Genomic DNA, 25,687 nt, shown 5'->3' with positions numbered 1-25,687 from the left:
ACTTCAGGTGTTCGATCATGGCATTTCGCCCTCTTACGGCCAGAGCACCCGCCGTTCTCCTGCGCGAAGCCAAGCCGCTCAAAGCCATCCTCGGCCATGCCCAACGACTGGGGCATTTGCAGCGTCTGCTCGAGAGCCAACTGCAACCCGCCGCCCGTGAACATTGCCATGTAGCGTCGTGGCGTGAGGGCAGTCTGTTGCTGATTGTCACCGATGGCCATTGGGCCACACGTCTGCGTTATCAGCAAAAACGCTTGCAGAGGCAGCTGCAGATGTTTGATGAGTTCGCCAGTTTGACGCGGATTCTGTTCAAGGTGCAGCCGCCGACCGTTCAACGCGGAGCGGCCGGACACACGATGGATTTGTCGACGGATGCAGCGGCGACGATTCAGGCCACGGCGGACGGGATCACTGATCCGGGTTTGCGCGCGGCACTGGAACGACTGGCGGCGCACGCCAAAGCCAAGTCCTGACTTCTTTTCGGAATCTTCATGCAATACCAATGTGGGAGCGAGCTTGCTCGCGAAGAGGCCGTGTCAGACGACATCTATGTTGAATGACAGGCCGCCTTCGCGAGCAAGCTCCCACAGGTTTTAACGCCGTTTGCTGCCACCGAGTAAAGAGCCCATCAAGCCGCGTACCAGTTGTTTGCCAAGGTTATTGGCGGCCTGGCGCATGGCGGATTTCAGCGCTTGGCCGGCAGCGGTACCCAGGAACTCTCCGGCCCTGTCGGCGAGGCTTGGTTCTTCAACCGCAGGCTTGCCGGCGGGTGCCTCCGCGTCAGGCGCCAGCCCTTTACGCCCCATCAGAATTTCATACGCCGACTCACGATCTATCGGCTTGTCATAGCGGCCCTTGAACGGCGATCCGGCAATCAGCACGGTTCGTTCGGTCTCGGTCAGCGGCCCGATTCGCGATTGCGGTGGCGCGACCAGCACGCGCTGAACCATCTCCGGCGTGCCTTTCTCGGTCAGCGTGCCGACCAGCGCCTCACCAATCCCCAACTCAGTCAGCACCGAAAGGCTGTCAAACGCCGGATTCGGTCGGAAGCCGTCCGCCACCGCGCGCAGGGATTTCTGCTCTTTGGCGGTAAAGGCGCGCAAGCCATGCTGGATGCGCAGGCCGAGTTGCGCCAGCACGTCATCGGGCAAGTCCGCCGGCGACTGCGTGACGAAATACACACCAACGCCTTTGGAACGGATCAGCCGTACCACTTGCTCAAGTCGCTCCTGCAAGGCCTTCGGTGTATCGCCGAACAACAAATGCGCCTCATCAAAAAACAGCGCCAGCAGCGGTTTGTCGGCATCGCCGCGCTCGGGCAATTGCTCGAACAGTTCAGCCAGCAGCCACAACAGGAATGTCGCATAGACCTTCGGCGCCTCGTGCACCAGTCGGCTGGCATCGAGCAAATGAATGCGCCCGCGACCATCGGCGGTCGGTTGCAGAATGTCTTCAAGTTGCAGTGCCGGTTCGCCGAACAAGGCTTCGGCGCCCTGCTGCTCAAGGATCGCCAGACGGCGTAGCAGCGCCTGACTGGAACCGGTGGTCATCAGCGCCGCGTCTTCGCCCAACAGCTGCGGGTTTTCCTTGAGGTGATTGAGCAGCGCTTTCAGATCCTTCAAGTCCAGCAGCAACAGGCCTTCGCGATCGGCGACCTTGAAGGCGGCGTAAAGCGCCGATTGCTGGCTATCGGTCAGTTCCAGCAGGCTGCCGATCAGCAACGGGCCCATTTCGCTCAACGTGGTGCGCAACGGATGACCGGACTCGCCGTGGATGTCCCACAAGGTCACCGGATAGGCCTGCGGCTTGTGGTTGAGCCACGGCATCCCGGCAATGCGCTCGGCCACCTTGCCCTGCGGATTACCCGCCGCACCGAGGCCACATAGATCACCCTTGATGTCGGCGGCAAATACCGCGACCCCGGCGTCGCTGAACGCCTCGGCCAAACGCTGCAAAGTGACGGTTTTACCGGTACCGGTGGCGCCCGCGACCAGTCCGTGGCGGTTGGCCAGGCGCATGGCCTGAGCGATCTGTTGGCCTGCGAGATCAGCGCCGATTACGAGTTGCGAGGAGTCAGGCATTTTGTCACCCAATGGTTAATCTTTGATTGCGCATGGCCGATAAAGAGGAGTGAGAGACCCCGACCACAAGTCAGGCCGGACATTTCCCTAAGGAGAGACGGAAATATCAGCTTGTTTTCACCCTTGCCCATTTTGCGCGCCTCTATAAAAGCACGCCCTGGACATTAAGACCTTAGCGGAACCCCAAGCCATGAACAAAAATCTGCGCTTCAGCCATAAAATTTTGCTTGCCGCCGCCCTCATCGTCATCGCCGCCTTCGCCTCGTTTACCTTGTACAACGACTGGTTGCAGCGCAACGCGATCCGCGATGACCTGAACAACTATCTCAACGAGATGGGCGAGGTCACTGCCGGCAATATCCAGACCTGGCTCAGCGGCCGCATTCTGCTGGTCGAGAACGCTGCCCAGAATATCGCCATCAATCCCGAGCCCGCCAACGTCGCCAGTCTGCTGGAACAGAGAAGCCTGACCTCGACGTTCATGGCGACCTATCTGGGCGATGCCACCGGGCACTTCACCATCCGTCCGGACACCAAGATGCCCGACGGTTTCGATCCGCGCGTGCGCCCTTGGTATAAAGGTGCAGAGAGCAGCAGCACCTCGACCCTGACCGAACCGTACATCGATGCCGCTACCGGCCAGTTGATCATTTCCATCGCCACTGCCTCGAAAAAGGCCGGCCAGAGCGTCGGTGTGGTTGGCGGCGACCTGAGCCTGCAATCGCTGGTCGACACCCTCGCCGCCCGGGATTTCGACGGCATGGGTTATGTGTTCCTGGTCAGCGCCGACGGCAAGATCCTCGTGCACCCGGACAAGGCCTTGGTGATGAAATCACTGAAAGAAGCCTATCCACAGGACACGCCGCGCATCAGCAGTGACTTCAGTGAAGTCACCGTCGACGGCAAAACCCGCATCGTCACCTTCGCGCCGATCAAAGGCCTGCCGTCGGTGAACTGGTACATCGGCCTGTCGGTGGATAAAGACCAGGCATTCGCCATGCTCAGCCAGTTCCGCACCTCGGCGGTGATTGCCACCGTGATCGCGGTGGCGATCATCATCGCCCTGCTTGGCATGCTGATCCGTATTCTGATCCAGCCGCTACACGTGATGACCCGCGCCATGGAAGACATCGCCGATGGCGAAGGCGACCTGACCAAACGCCTGACCATCGTCAATAACGATGAATTTGGTGTACTCGGTACCGCATTCAACCGTTTCGTCGAGCGCATTCACGGCTCGATCCGCGAAGTGTCGTCGGCCACCGGCCAGGTTAACGAAGTCGCCCTGCGCGTGGTCGCGGCATCGAACTCGTCGATGTACAACTCTGATCAGCAAGCCTCACGCACCAGCAGTGTCGCCGCAGCGATCAACCAGCTCGGCGCCGCGGCGCAGGAAATCGCTCGCAACGCCGCCCAAGCTTCAAATCAGGCCAGCGACGCGCGCGGTCTGGCTGAAGACGGCCAGCAAGTGGTGGATCGCAGCATCAAGGCGATGAATCAACTGTCGAGCATGCTCAGCGCGTCGAGCAGCAACATCGAGTCGCTGAACAGCAAAACCGTGAACATCGGCCAGATTCTCGAAGTGATCACCAGCATTTCCCAGCAAACCAACCTGCTGGCGCTCAACGCGGCCATTGAAGCGGCACGTGCCGGTGAAGCCGGCCGGGGCTTTGCCGTGGTGGCGGATGAAGTGCGCAATCTGGCGCACCGCACCCAGGAATCGGCGCAACAGGTGCAGACCATGATCGAGGAGCTGCAAGTCGGCGCCCGTGAGTCGGTGAGCACCATGAGCGACAGTCAGCGTCACAGTCAGGACAGCGTCGAGATCGCCAACCTTGCCGGGGAGCGCTTGAACAGCGTGACCCAGCGCATTGGCGAGATCGACGGGATGAACCAGTCGGTGGCCACGGCGACCGAAGAGCAGACGGCGGTGGTGGAGTCGATCAACGTCGACATCACCGAGATCAACACGCTGAACCAGGAAGGCGTGGAGAACTTGCAGGCGACGTTGCGCGCGTGTTCGGACCTGGAGCAGCAGGCTTCGCGTCTGAAACAACTGGTTGGCAGTTTCCGCATCTGAAGATCAAGAGCCTTACCCCCTCACCCCAGCCCTCTCCCCCAAGGGGGCGAGGGGGAAAGGGAGCCGATCTTCGTGCTATTCAAAACCTGTGTTCGACTCAGGCCTCTCAGGTCGGCGTATCTCCAACATCCACCTCGGTCAGTCCCCTCTCCCTCTGGGAGAGGGCTAGTGAGGGGGCCGCGCAATCCCGACCGAACATCTATTCTTGATAAAGGTCAACCAAGGGAGAACTACGCAACGGAGGGTTGATCACCGTGCATATCGCCGACATCACCATGTTCTACGCCCCGGCCAGCGGCGGTGTGCGTACTTATCTGGATGCCAAACACCGCCGGCTCGGAGTCAAATCCGGCACCCGCCACAGCCTGCTGATTCCCGGTGCCCACTTCGGCGAACACGACGGCGTTTACACGGTTCCCGCCCCCGCCCTGCCCTTCGGCAAAGGCTATCGATTCCCCCTTCGCCTCGCGCCATGGCGAAACGTCCTGCAGGATTTACAGCCCGATCTGATCGAAGTCGGCGACCCTTATCTGACCGCCTGGGCCGCCCTTGATGCGCGACGACAGCTGGATGTGCCGGTAATCGGTTTCTATCACTCGGATCTGCCCTTGCTGATCGGCAATCGCATGGGCCATTGGGTCACACCGAATATAGAGGCGTATGTCACCAGGCTTTACGGCAACTTCGATCGGGTTCTGGCGCCCAGTCAGATCATGGCTGACAAGCTCAGCAGCCTCGGTGTACGCAATGTGTTCGTGCAACCGCTGGGCGTCGACCTGCAAACCTTTCACCCCAAAGCCCGCGACCCGCAACTGCGTGCAGAACTGGGCATCGCCGAAGACACCCGGCTGTTGATTTTTGCCGGGCGCGGCTCGAAAGAGAAAAACCTGCCGGTATTGCTCAAATGCATGCAACGACTCGGCCCGCGCTATCACCTGCTACTGGTCGGTTCGTCGATGCCCACCGCAGTGCCGGCCAATGTCAGCGTGATCGATGAATTCTGCCCCGCGCCACGCGTCGCGCAGTTGATGGCCAGTGCCGATGCCTTGCTGCATGCCGGCGACCAGGAAACCTTCGGCCTGGTGATCCTCGAAGCCATGGCCTGCGGCATTCCCGTGGTGGCTGTGGCCGCCGGGGCTTTCGAAGAGATCGTCACTGATTCCTGCGGCCTCCTGTGCGCACCGAACAACCCGCAAGCGATGGCCAATGCCGTGCGCGAACTGTTCAGTCGCGGCTGTAGCAAACTTGGCACACAGGCGCGCCAGCATGTCGAAACCCACTATGCGTGGGATACGGTGGTCGACAGTTTGTTGGGCCACTATCACGCCGTACTCGGACATACGCTGCCCAAGGTGGCCAATGGTTGAATCGATGAACAACCGCGCCGTCTTGCTGGTGCTGCACGACGTCGCTCCGTCGACGTGGGCGGATTACCAGCCGTTTGTCGAGGCCGTCGACGCCTTGGGCAACGTACCGATGACGTGGTTGGTCGTTCCGAATTTCCACCGGCACAACGCCCTCGACGATCACCCGGCATTTTGCCGACGGCTCGATGAGCGCGTCGCCCGTGGCGATGAGTTGGCGTTGCACGGTTATTTCCACGATGACCAGGAGCCCGGCCCGACGGCGCCGCACGACTGGTTCATGCGCCGCGTTTACACCCATGAAGGCGAGTTTTACCGTTTGTCCCGTGAAACCGCCCTCGCCCGCCTGCGCACCGGCATCGAAGTCTTCCAGCGCCACGACTGGCCGCTGCACGGTTTCGTTGCCCCGGCGTGGTTGATGAGCGAAGGCACCCGCCAGGCCCTGCGCGAGTTGCCCCTGTGCTACACCAGCGATCCGCAGCATCTGTATCGGTTGCCGGATTTCACCGCGATCGATGCGCCGGGTCTGGTCTGGAGCGCTCGCAGCGCCTGGCGAAGGGGCCTGTCGAAGATTGTCAGCGAGCAACGGCAACAGCGTTGGCGTCGGGCGCCGATGATTCGTCTAGGCTTGCATCCCGTTGACATGCGCCACGGTTTTTCCCGTGATTACTGGCTGCACACCCTCGAACGACTGCTGAGCGAAGGACGCGTACCGATGACCAAAATCCACTGGCTCGCCCAACAGCGCGGTCAACTGGGAAGCGCCGCATGAGTCGCGGCATTCTCTTGCTGATCGGCCTGCTCGCGGCGGTGCTGATTCCGGTTGTGCTGGGTGGCGGCGACACCTGGGCGCGGCTGCAGAGTTTCCCGTTGCACTGGCTGTTGATCATGTTCGGCATGATCCTGCTTTGCTGGGGCATCAATACCTTGCGTCTGCGCCTGCTACTCGGTGATCAGCGCGAGCGCGTCACGCCGCTGCAAAGCCTTGGTGTAGTGATGGCCGCCGAATTCGCCTACTGCGCGACTCCCGGTGGCAGCGGCGGGCCCTTGACGATCATGGCCCTGTTGGCCCGCTCCGGCGTGCGGCCGGCGCGGGGCAGCGCGGTGTTTGCCATGGATCAGCTCAGCGATTTGCTGTTCTTTCTCTGCGCCCTCAGCGGCATTTTGATTTATGCGCTGTTCCAGCATCTCAGCGATCGCCTCGAGTGGTTGCTGACCGTCAGCGCGATTTCGCTGTTCGGCGGTTTATTCAGTTGTGTGCTGGTCGCGCGCTATCACCGCACCTTGATCCGCCTGAGCGGTCGCCTGCTGGCAAGGATGAACGTCAGGGCCAGTACCCGCCGTCGCTGGGCGCGCAAGTTGCTGCATTTTCTCGCGGCGTTTACCGATACGTTGAAGTTGCCCTGGCAAACATTGATCAAAGTATTTGCCCTGACGTGTGTGCATTGGTTGCTGCGCTACAGCGTGCTGTACCTGGCGTTACGCGGCCTGGGCGCGGACTTGCAGTGGGCGTGGAGTTTTCTGGTACAGATGCTTTCGCTAGGCGCCGGGCAATTCAGCCTGCTGCCGGGCGGCGCGGGGGCGGCGGAGCTGACGTCGGCGGCACTGTTAGCGCCGATGGTGGGGAAATCCACCGCTGCGGCGGCGATTCTGATTTGGCGGGTGGTGACGTATTACTTTTATCTGCTGGTCGGGGGGCCGGTGTTTTTGTTGATGCTGGGCCGGCCGCTGTTGAGGAAACTGATGAAGGTGAGGCAGGCTTGATTGTCCGGTCGCGCCCTGCGCCTGCATGATCGCGCTTCAGGCATCGTCTTTGTTGTCGTCGGACTTCTCTTGCAATTGTTCCCACAGCTGCGCAGCGCCGGGAAACTCGGTGCCATCCTCCGGGCTCATGTCCTCGGGATCATATCGACTCAAACACCCTTCGCCCAACGTCGCCGGCGCTTTGGAAGTGGCTTTGTCCAGTGGATCGGCCATGGCTTATCCTCACAGCTGAAATGAAAAAGGGTCTGGACGATTGAACGCCCAGACCCTTGGTTTTTCAAGCCCATGGGGTTGAGATCAGAACACCACAGTCTTGTTGCCGTGCACCAGCACGCGGTCTTCGAGGTGATAACGCAGGCCACGAGCCAGCACCATTTTCTCGACATCACGACCGAAACGCACCATGTCTTCGATACTGTCACTGTGGCTGACACGCACCACGTCCTGCTCGATGATCGGGCCGGCATCCAGCTCTTCGGTCACGTAGTGGCAGGTCGCGCCGATCAGCTTCACGCCACGCAGCGACGCCTGGTGATACGGCTTGGCACCAACGAACGACGGCAGGAAGCTGTGGTGAATGTTGATGACCTTGTGCGCGTATTCGCGGCACATGTCTGGCGGCAGGATCTGCATGTAACGCGCCAGCACCACCACTTCGGCATCATGCTGCTTGACCAGACGCGACACTTCGTCGAAGGCCGGTTGCTTGTCCTGCGGATTGACCGGGACGTGGTAATAAGGAATGCCGTGCCACTCGACCATGCTGCGCAGGTCGTCGTGGTTGGAAATCACGCAGGAGATTTCGCAGTCCAGTTCATCGCTGTGCCAGCGGTGCAGCAAGTCCGCGAGACAGTGCGATTCGCGGCTGGCCATCAGCACAACGCGTTTTTTCTGCTCGGTGTCGGTGATGCGCCAGTCCATCGAGAACTCTTCGGCAATCGGCGCAAACTTCTCGCGCAGCACTTCAATACCGAAAGGCAGCGAATCGGCACGAATTTCGTGACGCATGAAGAACCAGCCCACCTGGTTGTCCGAGTGGTGGCTCGCTTCGGTGATCCAGCCGTTGTGGGCTGCCAGAAAATTACTGACTTTGGCAACAATGCCAACGCGGTCCGGGCAAGATATCACCAGCCGAAAAGTGCGCATGAGGGGGAAACTCCAGAACTTCGCAAAGGCCGCCATTCTAGCGGCTGCGCAGGAAAACTGCAGTATTGATCAGCAACGGGAGGCGCCAGGCTCAGTGCGACGGATTCTTGATGAGTAACCATCAGACTGGTGCTGATCCTGCGGGATCGCTTGATCAGACAACTGTGAATATCTGTGATGACTCGATCACACTATTTAACTGAATATTCAATAGAGAGCAGTTTCTCGTAACTAATTTAAATAAAAACCCCGGTTAAATGTTTACTTGATGAAACAGCCTGACTATTATTGCGGCACTGTCCCCCTGCCATCCCGCACTCTACTAAGGTAGTAATCATGTCCTTGATCAACGAATATCGCGCCACCGAAGAAGCCATCAAAGAGCTGCAAGCCCGTTTGAAGAACCTGTCCCAAGACGACAAACTGCAAGCCGAGCTGGAATTCGAAGGCAAACTGCGCACCCTGATGGGCGAATACTCCAAATCCCTGCGTGACATCATCGCGCTGCTGGATCCGGAAGCTAAAACCAAAGCAGTACGCGGCGGCGCAGTAAAAACTACCGGCACCAAGCGTGCTCGCAAAGTTAAACAATACAAAAACCCGCACAACGGCGAAGTCATCGAAACCAAAGGTGGCAACCACAAAACTCTGAAAGAGTGGAAAGCCAAGTGGGGCGGTGACGTGGTTGAAGGCTGGGCTACCCTGCTGGGCTAAGCCGCAACGTCTTCGCAGAGCGATCCGCGAAAAAACAAACGCCAGCGAATGCTGGCGTTTTTTTATGCCCGGGATTTAAGCCCGGTCATGTTCGATTTCAAAGATTCAAACGTTTGCGCAATGCCTGGACATAATTCTGCCATTCATTGAGCACCTCACTCTGCATCGGCGTGGCATTAATCGACCATTGCTCGGCCGCCTCGGTAAAAGATTTCAAGGTATTCGGTGCGCCGCACTCAGGCGTGGACAAACGCTGCTGACAAAATATTCTCCAGCGTTCTTGCTCTTCGAAATTCAACGTCTCGGGAAAGTTGCGTGCGCGATATCGAAAGAGTAATTCAGGCAAACGTTCGTCATCGAAAGGCCATTGCTCTTGCGCTAGTTGTGCCGGGTCAGCGCTCCTCACTTGCTCACATAGACGTCGGTCGCGATCACCGATAAATCCGTCGTACAACTGTTGTTCCGGATCCTCGCTCGGAATGAAATCTTCGCTGACATAAATCTCTGCAACTTTATCTTTCCAAACTTGCTGTGCGTCAGTTAGCCGCAGTGCTCGCTGTTGATAAAGCGCCATGTCCAGCCCCAGACGTTGCTGATCCTGCGCACGCAAAACCGCAAGCGGCGCCACCACCGGACAACGGTTGATGTGAATCAGCTTGAGCGGCACCGGCAATTCGCCTTCCAGCAAATCATCACGACGCGTGTACAAACGCTGGCGCAGGGTTTGCGCGTCCAGATCGAGCAAACCCTGCGGGTCGAGATGCAGGTCACAGACGATCAGGGCATTGCGGTTTTTCGGGTGCCAAGCCAGTGGCAGCACCACGCCGATATAACTGCGCGCCGCCGAGAAACGCCCCGAGACATGCACCATGGGTTGCAACAGGCGAATCTGATCCATGACCTTTTGCTTGCTGCGCAACTGGAACAGCCAGTCATAGAGTTTTGGCTGTTTCTCGCGGATCAACCGTGCCAGTGCAATGGTCGCGCGCACATCCGACAACGCTTCGTGAGCATGCCCGTGATCGATATTGTTCGCGGCGGTCAGGCGTTCGAGCTTGAGTGTCACCCGGCCTTCGTCATCGCTCGGCCAGACCAGTCCGTCGGGACGCAACGCATAGGCGGCGCGCACCACATCGATCAGATCCCAGCGACTGTTACCGCCCTGCCACTCCCGGGCGTACGGGTCGAAAAAGTTGCGATACAGGCTGTAACGGGTCATCTCGTCGTCGAAACGCAGGGTGTTGTAACCCGCGCCACAGGTGCCGGGGGCCGCCAGTTGGGCATGCACCCGCGTCATGAAATCAGCCTCGCTCAAGCCTTTTTCGGCCAACTGGCTCGGGGTGATGCCGGTAATCGCGCAGGCCGCCGGATGCGGCAGGATGTCTTCGCTGGGCTGGCAATAGAGGTTGACCGGCTCGTCGATCTCGTTGAGCGCATGGTCGGTGCGAATTCCGGCCACTTGCAACGGGCGGTCGTTACGCGGATTGATGCCAGTGGTTTCGTAGTCGTACCAGAAGATTGAAGTCACGGGCGGTTCCTGAACTGAAGATCGGCAAAGTCTAGGCGCTCGACCGCGCTCGCGGCCAGCATCGCGTCATTCAAACACTTCGCACTTCACGATGTGCAATACATAGTTATGTCGTTTTCCCCCGAGAGGCTGCTAGCATCGACCTCACTTGCACCCCGAACAGGCGAACACCAGGTAGCCCATGCTCGAGCCCACAGCACCGCCAAGGAAAGCACCGCTGGCCCCGCCGCTGGATACGCGGCATCAGGTCGAAACGCCGGAAGGCATCGACCTGCCGTTGCGTCCCGCCGGGTTAATGGTGCGTGCCGTAGCCTTTGCGATCGATCTGGCCCTGCGCGGCGTGATCATGGGGGTGCTGTTCATCGCCCTGGCGTTTCTCGGCAAGCTCGGCATGGGCCTCGGCTCGCTACTGCTGTTTGCGATCAGTTGGTGGTACATGGTGCTGTTCGAAGTGCTGCGTCAGGGCCGCTCGCCGGGTAAACAATGGATGGGGTTGCGCGTGGTGCACGATGACGGCACCCCGGTTGGCTGGTCGGCCTCGTTGCTGCGCAACCTGCTGCGTTTTGTCGATCTGCTGCCCTTCGGCTACTTCCTCGGCACCCTCAGTTGCCTGCAACACCCGACCTTCAAACGCCTTGGCGACATCGCCGCCGGCACATTGGTGGTCTACAGCGAACGCCCGCTCAGTCGTCCGCAACTGCCTGATGCCGAACCTCGACGCTCACCGGTGCCCCTGACACTCGCCGAACAACGCGCCGTGCTGGGCTTTGCCGAGCGCCAAAGAGAATTATCGCCTGCACGGGTCAATGAACTGGCAGCCCTGCTCGCCCAGCCATTGCACATTTCTGCGCCCAAGGCTGTGGCTGAACTCAATGGCATCGCTCGCGGCTTGTTGGGCCCGACATGAAGCAAAGTCTTTTCGAAACGCGGCACAAGGCCGAATGGGAGCGTTTTGCGCTAGCCCTTGAACGCCTTGAGCGCGGCAAGGAGACCTCGCAAGTCGCCGGTTTCCCCAAAGCCTACCGCCGGCTTTGCCAGCATCTGGCGTTGGCGCAGGATCGCGGCTACAGCAGTTTCCTCATTGATTCGCTGCAACAACAAGTGCTGCGCGGACATCAACAGCTTTACCGTCACCGCAGTCGACTCGGCGCCAATCTGCTGAGTTTCATCCTCGCCGACTTCCCCCGCCTGGTCCGCGCCGAATGGCCCTTTGTACTGGTCTCCAGCCTGCTGTTCTTCGGCAGTCTGATGGGCGTCGGCGTGTTGGTGTATTTCTTTCCCGAACTGGTCTACAACCTGCTCCCCGCCGATCAGGTGCGCGAGATGCAAGGCATGTACGACCCGGTCGCCGGACACCTCGGACGCCCCGCCGAACGTGCGGCCAGCGAGGACTGGGTGATGTTCGGTTACTACGTGATGCACAACATCGGCATTGCCTTTCAGACTTTCGCCAGTGGCCTGTTGCTAGGCGTCGGCAGTGCGTTCTTTCTCTTTTACAACGGAATGGTCATCGGTGCGGTGGCCGGGCACCTCAGCGAGATCGGTTTCGGCCAGACCTTCTGGTCTTTCGTCATCGCCCATGGCGCCTTCGAACTCAGTGCCATCGCCCTCGCCGGGGCCGCCGGCCTGGAACTCGGCTGGGCAATGATCGCGCCCGAGCGGCTGACCCGCAGCGAAGCGCTGAAACGGGCCGCACGCAAAAGCGTGTTGCTGGTGTGCGGCGTGATGTTGTTCCTGTTGATTGCCGCGTTTATCGAAGCTTACTGGTCGTCGAAAACCAGCGTCACACCACTGACCAAGTATCTGGTCGGCGCCGCGCTTTGGGCTCTGGTCGCGGTCTATCTGTTGTTCGCCGGAAGGACCCGCCATGCGCCTGAGTGACGCCACTGTGGTGATCCGCCCGCGCACGACCTGGGAAGCCATGGACCTGGGCGTGCTGATGAGCCAGCAACATCGGCGTCTGCTGATGACCAGTTGGGCGATTGTCACCCTGCCGCTGTTCGCCTTGCTCAGTCTGTTGCTGTGGGATTCGCCGTCACTGGCGGTGTTTATCTTCTGGTGGCTGAAACCGGCGTATGAGCGCCTGCCGCTGTATATCCTGTCGAAAGCGCTGTTTGGCGAAACGCCGACACTCAAGCAAGCCCTGCGTGAATGGCCGCGCCTGCTCAAGCCGCAATTGCTGGCCAGCCTGACCTGGCGCCGTCTGAGTTTCAGCCGCAGCTTTCTGCTGCCGGTGGTGCAACTCGAAGGCCTCGATGGCAGCGCCAGACAACAACGCCTGCACGTGCTCCTGCAACGCAACGCCGGTGCCGCGCAGTGGTTGACCATCATCGGCGTGCACCTGGAAACCGCGTTGTGGATCGGCCTGATGGTGCTGTTCTACATGCTGCTGCCGCAGCAAATCGAAACGGACTGGAGCTGGCAGTCGCTGATACTCGCGGCAGATCAGGACTGGCGCTGGCTCGAACACTTGACCAATGCTTTCTATGCGCTGGTGCTGGTGGTGTGGGAGCCGATCTACGTCGCCTGCGGCTTCAGCCTTTATCTGAACCGGCGCACACAACTGGAAGCGTGGGACATCGAACTGGTGTTCCGCCGCTTGCGCCAGCGTCTGAACAACGCTGTGTTGGGACTGCTGCTGGCGGTCTGTCTGGTGCTACCGAATATGCCGTCGACCTGGGCGGCCGAGCCTGATGACAGTCCGCAGGCACCGCGCTTGTTGAATCAACCACTCACCAGCCAGGCCTCACGGGACAGCATCAAGGCATTGCTTGAACAGCCGCCGTTCAAGAACAAGGAAGTCGTCACCCGCTATCGCTTTGGCGACGACCCGGCGAAACCTGCCGAAGCGCAGAAGCCGGGTGAAGCGCCACAGTGGCTGAAAACCCTGCTGGGCTGGCTCGACGGGCAACACTTGAATGGACTGGCGAAGATTATTGAAGTGCTGTTGTGGAGCACGGTGATTGCTGCGTTCGGCTGGTTGATCTGGCGTTATCGCGACTATCTCCAAGCGTTCGTCAGCCGCCGTCCGAGACTGCCTGCCAAACCGAAACGCGCGCTGCCGCAACAAGCCTTCGGTCTGGACTTGAACCGTGACACCTTGCCTGACGACATTGCAGGCAGCGCCGAACACCTCTGGCAGAGCCAACCTCGTGCAGCGCTCGGCCTGCTGTATCGAGGGCTGCTCAGCCATCTGCTCCACGACTTCGACATGACCCTGAAACCCGCCGATACCGAACTTCAGGTACTCGCGCACGTTGAACAATTGCAACGCCCGGAACTGCTCGCCTTTAGCCGCAGCCTGACCACCCATTGGCAGAACATGGCCTATGGGCATCGCGTCCCGGCAGCCTCCCTGAAGCAGGAGCTGTGCGATGGCTGGCGCGCCTTGTTCGGTCCCGGAGCCGCCCGTTGAATCGCCGGACACTGTGGTGGGTGGCTGCGTTGATGGCCCTGTTAATCGGCACGCTGAGCGTGTTCCTCTACCTCAATGCCACGCCTTATCAGGAAGAAGTCGATCACGGCCCCTCGCCCGCCGCGCAAGCCAATCCGTATCTGGCCGCCGAGCTGTTTTTACGTGAACGCGGGCTCAACGTCAGCCATGCCGAAGGCCTCGCGGCACTCCCCGATATCGACCCGCGCCGCCACACGTTGCTCTTGTTCAACGACCGCTCACGCATGACCCCGCGTCAGGTTGACCAAGTGTTGAACTGGACCCGGGCCGGTGGGCGACTGGTGTTCGTCGCCGAGTCGCTGTGGGACGAGCAGACGAAACAGAGTAACGACCTGTTGCTCGATCGCGTGCAACTGCATCAATCCCTGAGCAAGGATCTGAAAGACTTAACCGCAGACGCTGAACCAGAGCGCTTCCCGCAACTGACCAGACTCTATCTGGAAGACGAAGACGCACCGGCCTACGCTGGCTTCGACACCGACTTCCACCTCGACGACCCGAAGAATCTGGCGCAAGCGTGGGCCAACAGCGCCAAGGCCACGCACATGATGCAGCTGCCCTTCAGCCTGGGCACGATCACCGTGGTCACCGACGCCGAGTTGTGGAAGAACAAGACCATCAGCCAATACGACAACGCCTGGCTGCTCTGGTATTTGAGCGCCGACACCGACGTCACGTTGATCTACAACACCGAGCACGATGGCCTGCTGACCTTGCTCTGGCGCTACTTCCCGCAAGCCATCGTCGCTTTGCTCGCGTTGATCGGCCTGTGGCTCTGGCACGTCGGCGTACGTCACGGCCCACTGCAATTACCCGCCCCGAGTGGACGCCGACAATTGCAGGAACACCTGCGCGCCAGCGCCGATTTCCTGTTGCGCCACAACGGCCAGCAGGCGTTGCTGCAAGCACTGCAACAGGACGTTCTGCGCCGTGCCCGTCGCCGTCACCCCGGCTTTGACCAATTGAACGTTGCCGAACAATGGCTGGCGTTGTCGCGTCTGACCCGACAACCCACCCGCGCCATCAGCCAGGCCCTGAGCCCGGTGCCGGATCGGCGCCTGTCCAGCGCCGATTTCTGCCGCCAGGTCGCCCACCTGCAAACCTTGAGGAACACGCTATGACTGAACAGATCGAGCCCGGCAGCGCCAGTCACGCCGCCCAGCAACGCCAGCGTGCCAGCCAGTTGGCGCAAGCAGTACGTGGCGAATTGCAAAAAGCGTTGATCGGCCAGAACCAGGTGATCGACGACGTGCTGACGGCGCTTATCGCCGGCGGTCACGTGCTGCTTGAAGGCGTGCCGGGACTGGGCAAAACCCTGCTGGTGCGAGCGTTGGCCCGTTGTTTCGGCGGCGAGTTTGCGCGGATTCAATTCACCCCGGATCTGATGCCCAGCGACGTCACCGGCCATGCCGTGTACGACCTGCAAACCGAGCAGTTCAAGCTGCGCAAGGGCCCGCTGTTCACCAATCTGCTGCTGGCCGACGAGATCAACCGCGCCCCGGCGAAAACCCAGGCTGCCTTGCTCGAGGCGATGCAAGAGCGTCAGGTCACACTCGAAGGTCGTGCCCTGCCCATCGCGCAACCGTTCATGGTTCTCGCCACGCAAAACCCGATCGAACAGGAAGGCACTTATCCCCTGCCGGAAGCCGAGCTCGACCGGTTCATGCTCAAGGTGCGCATGGACTACCCCGACGCCGATCAGGAGCTGAACATGGTGCGTCAGGTCTGCCGCTCGACCCGTGCCGACATGCTCGATGTGCAACCACTGCGCACCGTGTTGCAGGCCAAGGATGTGCAAGCCCTGCAACGGATTGCCAGTGATTTGCCACTGGACGATCAGGTTCTCGACTACGCCGTGCGCCTTGCACGCAGCACGCGCACCTGGCCGGGGCTGACCCTCGGCGCCGGGCCACGCGCCTCGATTGCCCTGGTGCGTTGCGCCCGTGCCCGCGCCTTGTTGCGGGGCGGTGAGTTCGTGATTCCCGACGATATAAAGGGCTGTGCGCTGGCCGTGCTGCGCCATCGCGTACGCATCGCCCCGGAGCTGGACATCGAAGGTCTGCAGGTCGATCAGGTACTTGCGCAATTACTCGACCAAGTCCCGGCGCCGCGCCTGTGAAACCCTCGCGCCTGCTGTTGATCTGGCTGTCATTGCTGCTGGTCATCGGCATTGTGCTGGGCACTTTGCGCGCACTGGAAATCAACATCCCGGCCAGCCTGATATCGATCAACTGGGGTCTGCTGCTGGCCCTGTTAGCCCTGGCGGCGCTGGATGCGCTACGCCTGCAACGTCTGCCAACACCGCGCATCACTCGACAGATGCCCGGCAGTCTGGCGCTCGGCCGATGGAGTGAGGTGCGCCTGGAAGTCGAACATGACTTCAGAGCGCCGATGCACATTCAACTGTTCGACCACCCGCCAGAAGGCCTGAGCTTCGAAAACCTGCCGTTGTCGATTGAATTGCAACCCGGCCAGCGCAGCCTGCTCGGCTACCGTCTGCGACCGCTCAAACGCGGTCATTTCAACTTCACCCAGTGCGAAATCAACCTGCCCAGCCCCTTGGGATTATGGTCAGGCAAACGCTTGCTCAGGGTCAGCGACCAGACCCGCGTCTACCCGGACTTCGCCCGGCTCTACGGCGGTGAGTTACTGGCGGTGGACAATTGGCTCAGCCAGCTCGGCGTGCGCCAACGGCAACGGCGCGGTCAGGGCCTGGAATTCCATCAACTGCGCGAGTTTCGAGAAGGCGACAGCCTGCGCCAGATCGACTGGAAAGCCACCGCGCGCCAACGCACGCCGATTGCCCGTGAATATCAGGACGAACGCGACCAGCAAATCATCTTCATGCTCGACTGCGGCCGACGCATGCGCAGCCAGGACAATGAACTGTCGCACTTCGACCACGCGCTCAATGCCTGTCTGCTGCTCAGTTATGTCGCGCTGCGCCAGGGTGATGCGGTGGGTTTGAGTACCTTTGCCTGCGAGCAGCCGCGCCATCTCGCGCCGGTAAAAGGCAGCGGCCAACTGAACGTGCTGCTGAACACGGTTTATGACCTCGACAGCACGCAACGCCCTGCCGATTATCAGGCCGCCGCCAATCAACTGCTGACGCGACAGAAGCGCCGGGCCTTGGTGGTGCTGGTAACCAATCTGCGCGATGAGGACGATGAGGAACTGCTGAGCGCGGTCAAACGGCTGAGCGCACAACATCGGGTGTTGGTGGCCAGTCTGCGTGAAGAGACGCTGGATACGTTACGCCAGACCCCGGTGCAAACCCTGCCCGAGGCGTTGGCTTACTGCGGCACGGTGAACTACATGAATGAACGGGCAGAACTCCATGAGCGGTTGAGCGCTCATGGGGTTCCGGTGGTGGATGTTCGGCCTGCCGAGTTGGGGGCCGAACTGGTGACGCAGTATCTCAGTTGGAAACGCAGTGCCGCGCTTTGAAGCTCGATCAACTTGTGACTTTCACAGTAACGGCACCACTTTCGGATGTGCCATCAGGGTTGTTGACCTTGACGGCGAGGGAAACGGTTTCCGTTATAGAAGTCGGCCTCCAGTGAGATTCATATCGCCCCTTGTGATCGGTCTTGCTTTCGATAAACGGTGCTCCATTATTCGAGACCTGGATTTTTCTGTCAGGCATTGGCTCTCGCGAGTCCTTATCCACGATCAGCGCAGTCATGGAGACGTATTTCTGCAAGGGAACCGGATTAGGCGAGGCGACAACGGATGCCACAAGCGCGGGACGCTCACTGACGCTGAACGACAACGCTTTCACATCCCAGCCAGCCAAGCCGCCTTTTACCGACGCCCACAACCCAGTCTCAGCAGCAGAGCCCAGGAAAAAGCGCACCGTTGCCATGCCATCTTTATCCGTCAGTGTGGCCGGTAAAGATTTGTTGTCGTACTCCCACATCACTTCAACATTGGCCAACGGTTCCCCTGTATTGGCTGAAACCACCAAAGCCTGAGCTGAAATTTCTTGCCCCGGATAACCGGTCAAATCATCGCTGAACAGTTCCTTGATCTGTCGAGGCTCATGCTGGAAATACGACAACGAAACCGATTCCGAATACTGCGCGTCCCCCACCGTCGCGGTCAGTTGCGCCGCTCCGGGAGTCTTGGGCACAAAGCGGATCCGCGCTTCGCCGTAGAAGTTGGTGGTCGTCGTCACCTCGCCAAGATCCGCACTGCGCCAGACAACTAGCATCCCCGCCATCGGCCTGCCACTGATGGTCGAAACAACGGTGATCTGCTCGGACACCGCCTGGCCCCAAAGCAACGTCTGACCGACCCGCGAGCGCTCGGCGATTTTCACCACCTGGGCGCCTTCGCCCAAAGACATTGCGTTGACGGGAGAGAGATTCGCCAGTCGTTCGCAGGCAAAGGACAGTCCGAAGCGGCCGTTTTTCAGATCGCCGGCGGAATAGAGGTAGGTAAGACCCTCCTCGGTTAAGCGCTGGAATTCGCCGAGCATGGTTCCATCGAAGCGTATGCCCAACTCCTCCGGACCGGTTCCCGTCATACCAAGGGCCAGACTGCAATCGAGCAACGCCCTGTTGGCCGCGGCTTTCACATCGATCCGATGCTGGCCCTTGCGGCGCGGGAAACAGGTTTTCTCACCCCACAGCTGCGCCGGCTTATTGTCGAAACTGACCCACAATTCGTTCCACGGATCCGTTAGCTGCGCTTTGACGGCTACCGTGCGAGCATCTTCGAAGTTGTCAAAGTAGCTCTCTACCAGCGCCGTCACCGAATGCATATCGCCGGTGTCCGGACGGAAGCCGAAACCGCTCCAACCCTCGGCATCAGTCAACGTCGTCGCGCCATCCATGCCGTCCCACCATTTCACCGGAACCTGCCCCACCGCGCGGTCGGTAAAATGCGAGTACACCTGAACCCACAGCCAGGCGGGTGTCTGCCCCACGACCGGATCCACGGCAGCTTCGCGCACGGCGTGGATCTTCACTTTGTTATGGCCCAACACCATCGGTTTGGCCTGGGTGACATAACCCAGCTCAGGCAAGGCGAGGGTCAGCGCAAATTGGCCGGACTGCTCGCTGGCGGAAAAGTCCAGCTCCCAGATCGCGCCCCCATCGCTCAATGTCTGTGAAGTATCCAACGAGGGGCGGACGCTGGCGTCGAGGTCATCCATCGAAGTACCTGACCAGCTCAGCGCGGCCTGCAAACCCAGCAGCGGGCTTAACTCATTGGGTAGAACATTGAAACGGTGGGTGGCGCCCAGACACGGATAAAGCACATGATCATTCGGCGCCGCCCGGATCTGATCCAGCAGCAGGCTGACTTCCGTACTCAAATCGGCAGCTAGCAGGCGCCCGGACAACTCTCGAACAATCGAGACACTTTCCAGACGCAGCTCCAGTTCAAACAGACTGCTTATGCTGTCTTCTGCCGCTGAACTCAATGTCCATTGCACCCCCGCGGCCGTCAGGGGTTTGCTGACTCCCGGTTCAGAGAACTGCAAGCCGATGTCAGGGGGATCATCGTCACGCCATTGCAGGCTGATACCTTTGCCAATCCACGAGCTGCCGGCGACAGGCGTGACGCTCATGGTGTGCGGCAGACCTTTTTTACACACCAGACCGAGCGTATTGCGCTGGACTATTTCCCCGTCCAGCCGGATCTCGACCTCGGTTTTCCAGGGGCTCGTAGCGATTGCACGGACCTCGAACTCCCGAGTGACCGGCACGGCTTCCGGATGGGCCTTGACGTGGGCCATGACCTTCAGATCCCCGGCCCTCAGCGGTGTGTAGAACACGTTCGCCCAACCACCGTAGCCCGTATAGGTCGTAATAACGTCTTCAGGCGTGTGCCATTCGACCAGCGCGTTACGAACCGGGTCACCGTCAGCGGATGCCGTTTCATGCAGCACTTGCACGCGTAACAGCACGCTTTCCTGTTCGTCGACGAGCGGAAATTTGTTCGCTTCGCGCACCTCGCCGACCCTGACCCGATTGCGCGCCAGCGACATCGGTTTGCCCGGCGATGGCAGCAGCAATTTCGAGCAAACCAGCGACAGCAGAAATCGGCCGTCGAGTTCATCATCACAGGTCAGCGTCCAGAGCATGTCGGGCCGGGCGACCTGTACCGGCTCCTCCAGTGGCGGGTTGACGTCAACACCCAGTTGTTCATGACTGTCGCCGCTCCAATGCAAAGACAGCTCTGTATCAAGCAATGGACTGTTATCGGGCAGACGCACCAGCAGGTCATGGGGGCTGCCACGGTTCGGATAACCGTTTGCATCCCAGGCTGTTTCGACTTCATCGACAACGGCCCGCAGATCTTTCCACGGATCAGTGTCCAATACCCGCACGTTGAACTGTTCGGTGTAAACGCCGCTGGAGTAATAAGGGCTCCCGACCGACGCTTCGATAAGTGCTTCTTCCGCCACTGTCGGCTGAAAATCAAAGTAGGCCCAACCGTACTCATCGGTAACAGAGGCTGCTGTCACACGCTCTGCCATCGACCAATTGACCGTCACGCCTGCGACGCTCTGCTGGGTATAGAAAGACGCCACCTGCACGCCCAGACGCACGCTGTGCTGATATTCCAGTACCGGGTAATACGCAGCTTCGAGTCTCTCGCGAAACTTCAGGCGGTGGTGCCCCAGCGATACCGGGATCGGATAAGGCTCTGCGTTGTAGCGGTTGATCAGGTTCAGCGTGAATGAATAATGATCTTCGTCACCGACCACCGGACAATCGAGCGACCAATGCTCGGTCAGCAGCTGTTCAAACTCCGGCCCCGGTTTGACGATGATCGCTTGCTGTGGATTATCAGTAAGCGTCAGTGCCGCCTCGGTATTCTCCCAGGCATTCTGCGGTTCAGGTTCGAAGGTCAAACCGTGTGGGTTGGCGTCCGTTGCCCCCAGACAAAAATACAACGTGCTGCCCTCGTCCAGAACCTGATCATCCAGTTTCATAGTTCGCAGTTTCAACGGGGCCAGGTGCAACTGGAGGTTGAGGCGGGTAATGCGGACTTTCGAGTAATAGTCGTTATCGGCGTTTGGCGGACTCTTGATCTCTATGCGCAGCGTATCGCCGGCGTCGAACGATGAATCCAGCGTTTTTTCGTATTCAATCGGGACAAAAACCAGAGGTTGCCCGACCGCCAGTCGCGCCGGATCCTGCTCAAGGTTGCGGCCAGTCCCGGGTTTCAGCTCTACCTTCAAGAGCTCTTCCGAGCCCTTGAAGAGGAATAGCCATCCAGACTGTTCGTGGTTCGTCTCGCACAGGAAACTCAGCCGGTATTGCGCATCACTGGAGGTTTTTCTGGGAACTTCAAACTCCTGGCTGACATAACTTTCATGAGAAAGGTGCAGAAGCAAAATTCGATCCCCGGCGTACCAGTCTTCCGATACAGCGATTGAAGTACCATTTTTTTTCCAGCCGTCTATCCCTTCGCTGAAATCACCATTGAACAGCAGACTCCGGTTGGCTTGAACGATCGGCTCATTCATGACGACTCACCCCTTTAACCTGAGGGTTACGCGCAGCACTCTCGATTTCGTTGACCAGGTCTTTGACCTTGCTGAAAAAGGTCGGCTCGCCAACCTTGACCGAGTAGCGGATACGCAGGATGACGTCGTTCATGGAACGCAGCATGTCTGCTTGCGGTTGTTTCAAATGCCAGGGGAACGTCAGTTGCCATTTCGACACTGCGCCCGTTTTTTCAAAAGGATTGAGCAAGCCATCATCGGGTTTCATGGCCGTCAGACCGTTGTCGGCGATCCCTGCCGACAACACGATTTGCTGGCCACTGCGCAAATTGATCAACACGTCGCCAGGCGCCACGCTCCCTGGTTTATGCAAGTACTGCACTGACTGCGTGGTTGCCCGGGTCGCCGTCTTGCTTGAGATCTGCAGCAAGGTCGCCCGCACATCCTCATACGGTCCGGTCAGGACCGGCAAGTCGACTTCCACCGAGTCGATCTGCCGGCAGAAGTGGCCTGGGTGATCACGATCAAAGAGCAACTGGGTCAGCTGGAATTCCAGTGTGCCGGTGGTCTGCAACTGCGTGAGCGCAGCCTCCCAGCTGTCGATACCTGGCTGCGGGTCAACCGTGTCGTTGAACAATTTGCGCAGGGAAACGGTTTTCAACAACTCCGGCCGACGCTCGTAGCGCTGCAGATATTCGCGCTCCATCCGCAGCAAATGCGCACGCAAGTGCTCGCCGGCCGTCAAACCATGGCGCTGTTCCAGAAAGACGTTCGGCAAAGGGATCTGCGCGTCATAATCGCCGGTTTCGGCATTCAGAGAAGCCTGGGCACTGAGACACAGGCTGATCACGGCGTCATAGGCCTGATAGTGCAAAGCCTTGAACTGGCCAAGCATCCAGCCAAACAACTCGGCATTGCTCGCGCGTTTTTTCAGGAAGTTGTAAACCGTCAGGGCCTGAGCGTTGGCCCGCAGGGTTTGTGCAAGGTTTGAGCGAGCTGAAGCAACCGCATGGCGCTGCGCCTCGATCTGCGCATTGAGCGCGTCGACTTCGGCCAAGGCCTGATCACGTTGCAGCCCCCATTCGTTGCGGCGGCGACGGTAACCCTCGGTAATGGCCTGATCGTCGGCGTCGATTTGCAACATTGACGAGGCGATTTCCAGGCCGAAACACACCGCGTCAATCGCATTTTCGGGTTTCATCCCGCCATTGGACGTGCCATAGATTTTCGGCAACGCTGCGATAAACGCCCCGGTGGGTCTGAGTATTTTGGCGGTCAAGGCTTGAGTCTTCGACTCCTTCAGGCTCGCCATGACCTGATATTCAACCGCCGAAACGTTCTCGTTGTAGCGCTGCGCGTAGGCATCCGCTCGCTGTTGCGCCACGACCCGGCTCTGTTCGAGCGCCGTAACGCTGGCCTCCAATTGAGCAATGGATTGCTCCTGGACGGTCTGGGCGTAGTCGCCCAGTTCCACCAGATGCGTTTGCTGCAATTCTTCCTGCTCGGCACGATCGCGTCGCTCAAGCATATTGAGCACCTGACTGCCGAAATCCTGTAGCACCTGCACCGCACGCGAGGCAATTTCGTGGACCGGACGCCAACGGAATGCGCCGACCACCAGCCGCCCGCCCATCGGCCGTGGCCCACCGACGCCACCCGAGGCCAGAAAACGCAGCAACTCGTTCGGATCGGACGGTGGACTGAACAACGGGATATCCAGCGGTTTGCCATCGAGAGTGAGGTTGTTACGCAAGTTATGCAGGCGTTGACCGGGTGCAGCAAACAAGTCCAGCAGCGAGTGATCGATCGGAATCCTGAATGGCCCGGAAGCCAACAAACCGAGCCCTGGCGCACTATCGGAACCGGCCGGGATATCCGCCAGACTGAATTCGAGCGATTGTTCAAACGCCTCCAGCGCCGGACGGCTAATGCTTGCGTCTAAAAGTTCTTTCACCGTCGAGGTTTGCCAACGATTCACCGCACGGGCCAGCGGCGGCTTGCCCATCAGGAACTCGGCTTGCACGTAACACAACTTGGCCGCCACCAGGCTATCGCGGGTCAGTTGACGGTAATACCAGTCGCCCCAGGCCATAAGGTTTTTCACGTACTCACAGAACATCAGAATCCTGAAGTGCTTGGGCGCCGCATAGCCGATGGCATCCGGATCGGTGGGGGCCAGCGCCTCACAACCGGCATTACCGGCATCGAGGGCCAACGGCCGGCAACGCCAGTAATTGGGCGCGCCGCTGTCCGGTTCCGCGATGGCTTGCGGGTCGAACACGTAGTGCAAACATTTCTGCGCTTCGGCAAAACGCCCTTCAACGTGCAGACGCGTGTACAACAGGTGCGCTACATGAAAAAACAACTCCCAGAAAAACAGGCCGTTGGCGCCATCGAAGGCTCCGTTGGGCTCGTTGAACTCAATACCCGTCGGCGGTGGTTCCGGAAGAAACTGCGTATCCCAGTGCAGTACGGCTTCAACGGAAATACTGGCACGCTGCACCAGTTCAGGGCCGAACTGTGAGTTCAGGCGGCTGTATTTGAGGTAGGGATCCGGCAACTCGTAGGCAATGAACTGCGCTGCATCGCGGGTGTTTTTCACCAGCTTTGGCGGGGTAAAGTCCGCCAGATTGACGATCTTGAGTTTGAACTCCTTGCCGCCATATTTCGTCTCTGTAGCTTTGAGAGTGACGGTGGTGTCTGCGGGCCATGAACCTTTGTCACGTTTGAATTCCAGCGATGCAGTGGCCCAGTCTCCGGCTTGCGAAAACTTCGCTTTTACAGGCGCAGGGTCTGTACCGGTTCTGCCGACCAGCGTCAACTCGAACTCTGGCGTAACGTCGCCGGACAACCCGGTAGGCCTGCAAAACCCGTTGACGGTCAGCACATCCTGGTCGTTTATACGCTGGGCCGTGGCCCGAAGGCCGAGATAACGGGACATGGAGCCGGGCGGTTGATCCTCCGAGGTCATCGTCACTTGGCTGCTGAAGGAATGCTGCACCGTCTCGGGCGTGGAAAACCGGACTTTCGCGTTATCCAGCCAGCCGCCCGCGTCCGTGGTGTCGGGCCGCATCAGTACGTCATAAATCCTGTATATCGCCGGTTTTTCTGGAGTTGACTTATTCGGTATCAACACCCCCAGCTTGCCCTTGGGAGATTCCATATCGATCCACACCGTGGCAATCAACTGAAATCCCTCGTCATCACCCGGCTCTGCTTGTGCACTGTACAAATTCAGCGGCGCCGACCACTGACCGTTCTGCTTCATGAACGCCAGGTTGACACTCAGTTTTTCGGGGATGAATTCCCCTTCCGGTTTACCTTCAACCCTGTCACTCCACTCGGCCCAGACCAGGCACAACCGGCCGTTCCAGAATACCGGGCGAATATCCAGCACCCGATACGCTGGCTGAATCTCCACCGCCTGCCATTCACCCCAGGCAGCCGGATTGACAGCGACGCAGCTCTCCGTGAGTTCGATCTCGGCCTTGCGCCAGAAGTACTGGTAGGGCGGCACCCGCTGACGGCCGACAAAGTAGTAATCGGCGCGGTCAGGTGTGACGCCGTCCATGTAGCAACTGATGACATCCAGGTCACAGACCTGCTCGAACGCTTGCAGATAGTTCTGCAAGGCCACCTGTACTGAGTCAGTCGTCAAACGGGTCTGATTAAGATCGTTTTCAAGGATCTTGAACAGACTGCTCTTGCGTTGGCGGACAGACGGGATAGTGACGTTTTCCGGGTAGAGCCGGATCAACTGCACCGCCGCCCAGTCGGGATAGTTGTTGCACAATTCCCACTCGGCCAGATGGCTGGCGGGAAACTGGTGGGGGGTATATCCGGGTTCAAGCTTGCGGTACACCGCATGAATGTACTGCTGCGCGCAACTGGTCGCTTCGGCCACCCAGGAGCTTTGCACGGCGAAGGTGTCCAACGGGTCCATGCGCAGCAGTTCGAACAGGTCTGCCGGCGTTTCCACAAAGGGATACTTCACCCGGCTGGTCCGGCCGATGCAGTATTCAAGCAAAGCGGAACGCCGTTTTTCCTGCAGATCGCCAATGTAATTCAATGCCATGATCCTTGCTCCTTGATCA

Annotated in this window: 18 protein-coding genes and 1 pseudogene; 13 read left to right on the top strand and 6 right to left on the bottom strand. The window is 59.5% G+C overall.

The annotated features are described in order from the left end of the window. Positions 1-17 precede the first annotated feature (17 nt). A complete protein-coding gene (locus tag H8F23_RS04935) occupies positions 18-473 on the top strand; it encodes a DUF721 domain-containing protein (RefSeq protein ID WP_194933611.1) in 456 nt (151 codons plus the stop codon). A 120-nt stretch (positions 474-593) separates the two neighbouring features. On the opposite strand, the gene H8F23_RS04930 is transcribed toward H8F23_RS04935, so the two are convergent. Next, positions 594-2,081 (bottom strand): helicase HerA-like domain-containing protein, encoded by a 1,488-nt coding sequence (locus H8F23_RS04930; RefSeq protein WP_194933610.1) that lies wholly within the window; start codon positions 2,079-2,081, stop codon positions 594-596. Between the two features lie 190 nt (positions 2,082-2,271). Between H8F23_RS04930 and H8F23_RS29200 the strand changes: the two are divergent. The 5 genes and pseudogenes from H8F23_RS29200 to H8F23_RS04910 form a co-directional block, all read left to right on the top strand. Further along, positions 2,272-3,303 (top strand): annotated as a pseudogene (locus H8F23_RS29200) (HAMP domain-containing protein); the annotation flags it as partial. A 93-nt stretch (positions 3,304-3,396) separates the two neighbouring features. Further along, the gene (locus tag H8F23_RS29195; RefSeq protein WP_371043227.1) at positions 3,397-4,161 is read left to right on the top strand and encodes a methyl-accepting chemotaxis protein; all 765 of its coding nucleotides are present in this window, start codon (positions 3,397-3,399) and stop codon (positions 4,159-4,161) included. A 254-nt stretch (positions 4,162-4,415) separates the two neighbouring features. Beyond that, on the top strand, positions 4,416-5,528 hold the full coding sequence (locus H8F23_RS04920; protein ID WP_194933608.1) for a glycosyltransferase family 4 protein: 1,113 nt from the start codon (positions 4,416-4,418) through the stop codon (positions 5,526-5,528). Then, positions 5,521-6,297: a DUF2334 domain-containing protein gene (locus H8F23_RS04915; RefSeq protein ID WP_194933607.1), complete on the top strand. Its 777-nt coding sequence runs from the start codon at positions 5,521-5,523 to the stop codon at positions 6,295-6,297. The genes H8F23_RS04920 and H8F23_RS04915 overlap by 8 nt, the downstream gene beginning before the upstream one ends. Continuing rightward, positions 6,294-7,289 carry a lysylphosphatidylglycerol synthase transmembrane domain-containing protein gene (locus H8F23_RS04910; protein ID WP_194933606.1) on the top strand — a complete coding sequence of 332 codons (996 nt, stop codon included), beginning with the start codon at positions 6,294-6,296 and terminating at the stop codon, positions 7,287-7,289. Before H8F23_RS04915 ends, H8F23_RS04910 begins: the two co-directional genes overlap by 4 nt. Positions 7,290-7,325: 36 nt before the next feature. Here H8F23_RS04910 and H8F23_RS04905 read toward each other — a convergent pair whose 3' ends face one another. After that, on the bottom strand, positions 7,326-7,502 hold the full coding sequence (locus H8F23_RS04905) for a hypothetical protein (protein WP_194933605.1): 177 nt from the start codon (positions 7,500-7,502) through the stop codon (positions 7,326-7,328). Positions 7,503-7,586: 84 nt separating this feature from the next. Beyond that, entirely contained in the window at positions 7,587-8,435 is an 849-nt protein-coding gene (gene purU, locus H8F23_RS04900) for a formyltetrahydrofolate deformylase (protein WP_007912774.1), read from the bottom strand. A 336-nt stretch (positions 8,436-8,771) separates the two neighbouring features. Between purU and mvaT the strand changes: the two genes are divergently transcribed. Then, entirely contained in the window at positions 8,772-9,149 is a 378-nt protein-coding gene (gene mvaT, locus H8F23_RS04895; protein ID WP_007912775.1) for a histone-like nucleoid-structuring protein MvaT, read from the top strand. 97 nt (positions 9,150-9,246) lie between these two features. Here the strand turns inward: mvaT and sbcB are convergent, their stop codons facing one another. Next, entirely contained in the window at positions 9,247-10,677 is a 1,431-nt protein-coding gene (gene sbcB, locus H8F23_RS04890) for an exodeoxyribonuclease I (RefSeq protein ID WP_194933604.1), read from the bottom strand. Positions 10,678-10,858: 181 nt separating this feature from the next. Between sbcB and H8F23_RS04885 the strand changes: the two genes are divergently transcribed. From H8F23_RS04885 to H8F23_RS04860, 6 genes are read left to right on the top strand one after another with little or no spacing between them, the layout of a single operon-like run. Beyond that, positions 10,859-11,584 carry an RDD family protein gene (locus tag H8F23_RS04885; RefSeq protein WP_194933603.1) on the top strand — a complete coding sequence of 242 codons (726 nt, stop codon included), beginning with the start codon at positions 10,859-10,861 and terminating at the stop codon, positions 11,582-11,584. Then, complete coding sequence (locus H8F23_RS04880; RefSeq protein WP_194933602.1) at positions 11,581-12,558, top strand: stage II sporulation protein M; 978 nt, start codon at positions 11,581-11,583, stop codon at positions 12,556-12,558. Before H8F23_RS04885 ends, H8F23_RS04880 begins: the two co-directional genes overlap by 4 nt. Then, positions 12,545-14,092: a DUF4129 domain-containing protein gene (locus tag H8F23_RS04875; RefSeq protein ID WP_194933601.1), complete on the top strand. Its 1,548-nt coding sequence runs from the start codon at positions 12,545-12,547 to the stop codon at positions 14,090-14,092. Before H8F23_RS04880 ends, H8F23_RS04875 begins: the two co-directional genes overlap by 14 nt. Beyond that, positions 14,089-15,252: a DUF4350 domain-containing protein gene (locus tag H8F23_RS04870; protein WP_194933600.1), complete on the top strand. Its 1,164-nt coding sequence runs from the start codon at positions 14,089-14,091 to the stop codon at positions 15,250-15,252. Before H8F23_RS04875 ends, H8F23_RS04870 begins: the two co-directional genes overlap by 4 nt. Further along, positions 15,249-16,250 carry an AAA family ATPase gene (locus H8F23_RS04865; RefSeq protein WP_034153443.1) on the top strand — a complete coding sequence of 334 codons (1,002 nt, stop codon included), beginning with the start codon at positions 15,249-15,251 and terminating at the stop codon, positions 16,248-16,250. Before H8F23_RS04870 ends, H8F23_RS04865 begins: the two co-directional genes overlap by 4 nt. Beyond that, a complete protein-coding gene (locus tag H8F23_RS04860; RefSeq protein WP_194933599.1) occupies positions 16,247-17,578 on the top strand; it encodes a DUF58 domain-containing protein in 1,332 nt (443 codons plus the stop codon). Before H8F23_RS04865 ends, H8F23_RS04860 begins: the two co-directional genes overlap by 4 nt. Positions 17,579-17,585: 7 nt before the next feature. Here H8F23_RS04860 and H8F23_RS04855 read toward each other — a convergent pair whose 3' ends face one another. Both H8F23_RS04855 and H8F23_RS04850 read right to left on the bottom strand, forming a co-directional pair. Then, positions 17,586-21,614, bottom strand: coding sequence for a hypothetical protein (locus tag H8F23_RS04855; protein WP_194933598.1), 4,029 nt, complete (start codon positions 21,612-21,614; stop codon positions 17,586-17,588). Continuing rightward, positions 21,607-25,668 carry a Tc toxin subunit A-related protein gene (locus H8F23_RS04850; protein ID WP_194933597.1) on the bottom strand — a complete coding sequence of 1,354 codons (4,062 nt, stop codon included), beginning with the start codon at positions 25,666-25,668 and terminating at the stop codon, positions 21,607-21,609. Before H8F23_RS04850 ends, H8F23_RS04855 begins: the two co-directional genes overlap by 8 nt. Positions 25,669-25,687 lie beyond the last annotated feature (19 nt).

Origin of the sequence: Pseudomonas neuropathica (assembly GCF_015461835.1) — a bacterium.
Lineage (GTDB): Bacteria > Pseudomonadota > Gammaproteobacteria > Pseudomonadales > Pseudomonadaceae > Aquipseudomonas > Aquipseudomonas neuropathica.
Note: the sequence above shows the minus strand (reverse complement) of the source record. Positions and strands in the feature narration are given on the sequence as shown.

What these genes read in the sequence shown, in the direction of transcription:
- H8F23_RS29195 (WP_371043227.1), top strand. Translation starts at nt 3,397, where the DNA reads ATGTACAACTCTGATCAGCAAGCCTCACGCACCAGCAGTGTCGCCGCA.
- H8F23_RS04915 (WP_194933607.1), top strand. Translation starts at nt 5,521, where the DNA reads ATGGTTGAATCGATGAACAACCGCGCCGTCTTGCTGGTGCTGCACGAC.
- H8F23_RS04910 (WP_194933606.1), top strand. Translation starts at nt 6,294, where the DNA reads ATGAGTCGCGGCATTCTCTTGCTGATCGGCCTGCTCGCGGCGGTGCTG.
- H8F23_RS04855 (WP_194933598.1), bottom strand. Translation starts at nt 21,614, where the DNA reads ATGAATGAGCCGATCGTTCAAGCCAACCGGAGTCTGCTGTTCAATGGT.
- mvaT (WP_007912775.1), top strand. Translation starts at nt 8,772, where the DNA reads ATGTCCTTGATCAACGAATATCGCGCCACCGAAGAAGCCATCAAAGAG.
- purU (WP_007912774.1), bottom strand. Translation starts at nt 8,435, where the DNA reads ATGCGCACTTTTCGGCTGGTGATATCTTGCCCGGACCGCGTTGGCATT.
- H8F23_RS04905 (WP_194933605.1), bottom strand. Translation starts at nt 7,502, where the DNA reads ATGGCCGATCCACTGGACAAAGCCACTTCCAAAGCGCCGGCGACGTTG.
- H8F23_RS04865 (WP_034153443.1), top strand. Translation starts at nt 15,249, where the DNA reads ATGACTGAACAGATCGAGCCCGGCAGCGCCAGTCACGCCGCCCAGCAA.
- H8F23_RS04880 (WP_194933602.1), top strand. Translation starts at nt 11,581, where the DNA reads ATGAAGCAAAGTCTTTTCGAAACGCGGCACAAGGCCGAATGGGAGCGT.
- H8F23_RS04885 (WP_194933603.1), top strand. Translation starts at nt 10,859, where the DNA reads ATGCTCGAGCCCACAGCACCGCCAAGGAAAGCACCGCTGGCCCCGCCG.
- H8F23_RS04935 (WP_194933611.1), top strand. Translation starts at nt 18, where the DNA reads ATGGCATTTCGCCCTCTTACGGCCAGAGCACCCGCCGTTCTCCTGCGC.
- H8F23_RS04930 (WP_194933610.1), bottom strand. Translation starts at nt 2,081, where the DNA reads ATGCCTGACTCCTCGCAACTCGTAATCGGCGCTGATCTCGCAGGCCAA.
- H8F23_RS04850 (WP_194933597.1), bottom strand. Translation starts at nt 25,668, where the DNA reads ATGGCATTGAATTACATTGGCGATCTGCAGGAAAAACGGCGTTCCGCT.
- H8F23_RS04875 (WP_194933601.1), top strand. Translation starts at nt 12,545, where the DNA reads ATGCGCCTGAGTGACGCCACTGTGGTGATCCGCCCGCGCACGACCTGG.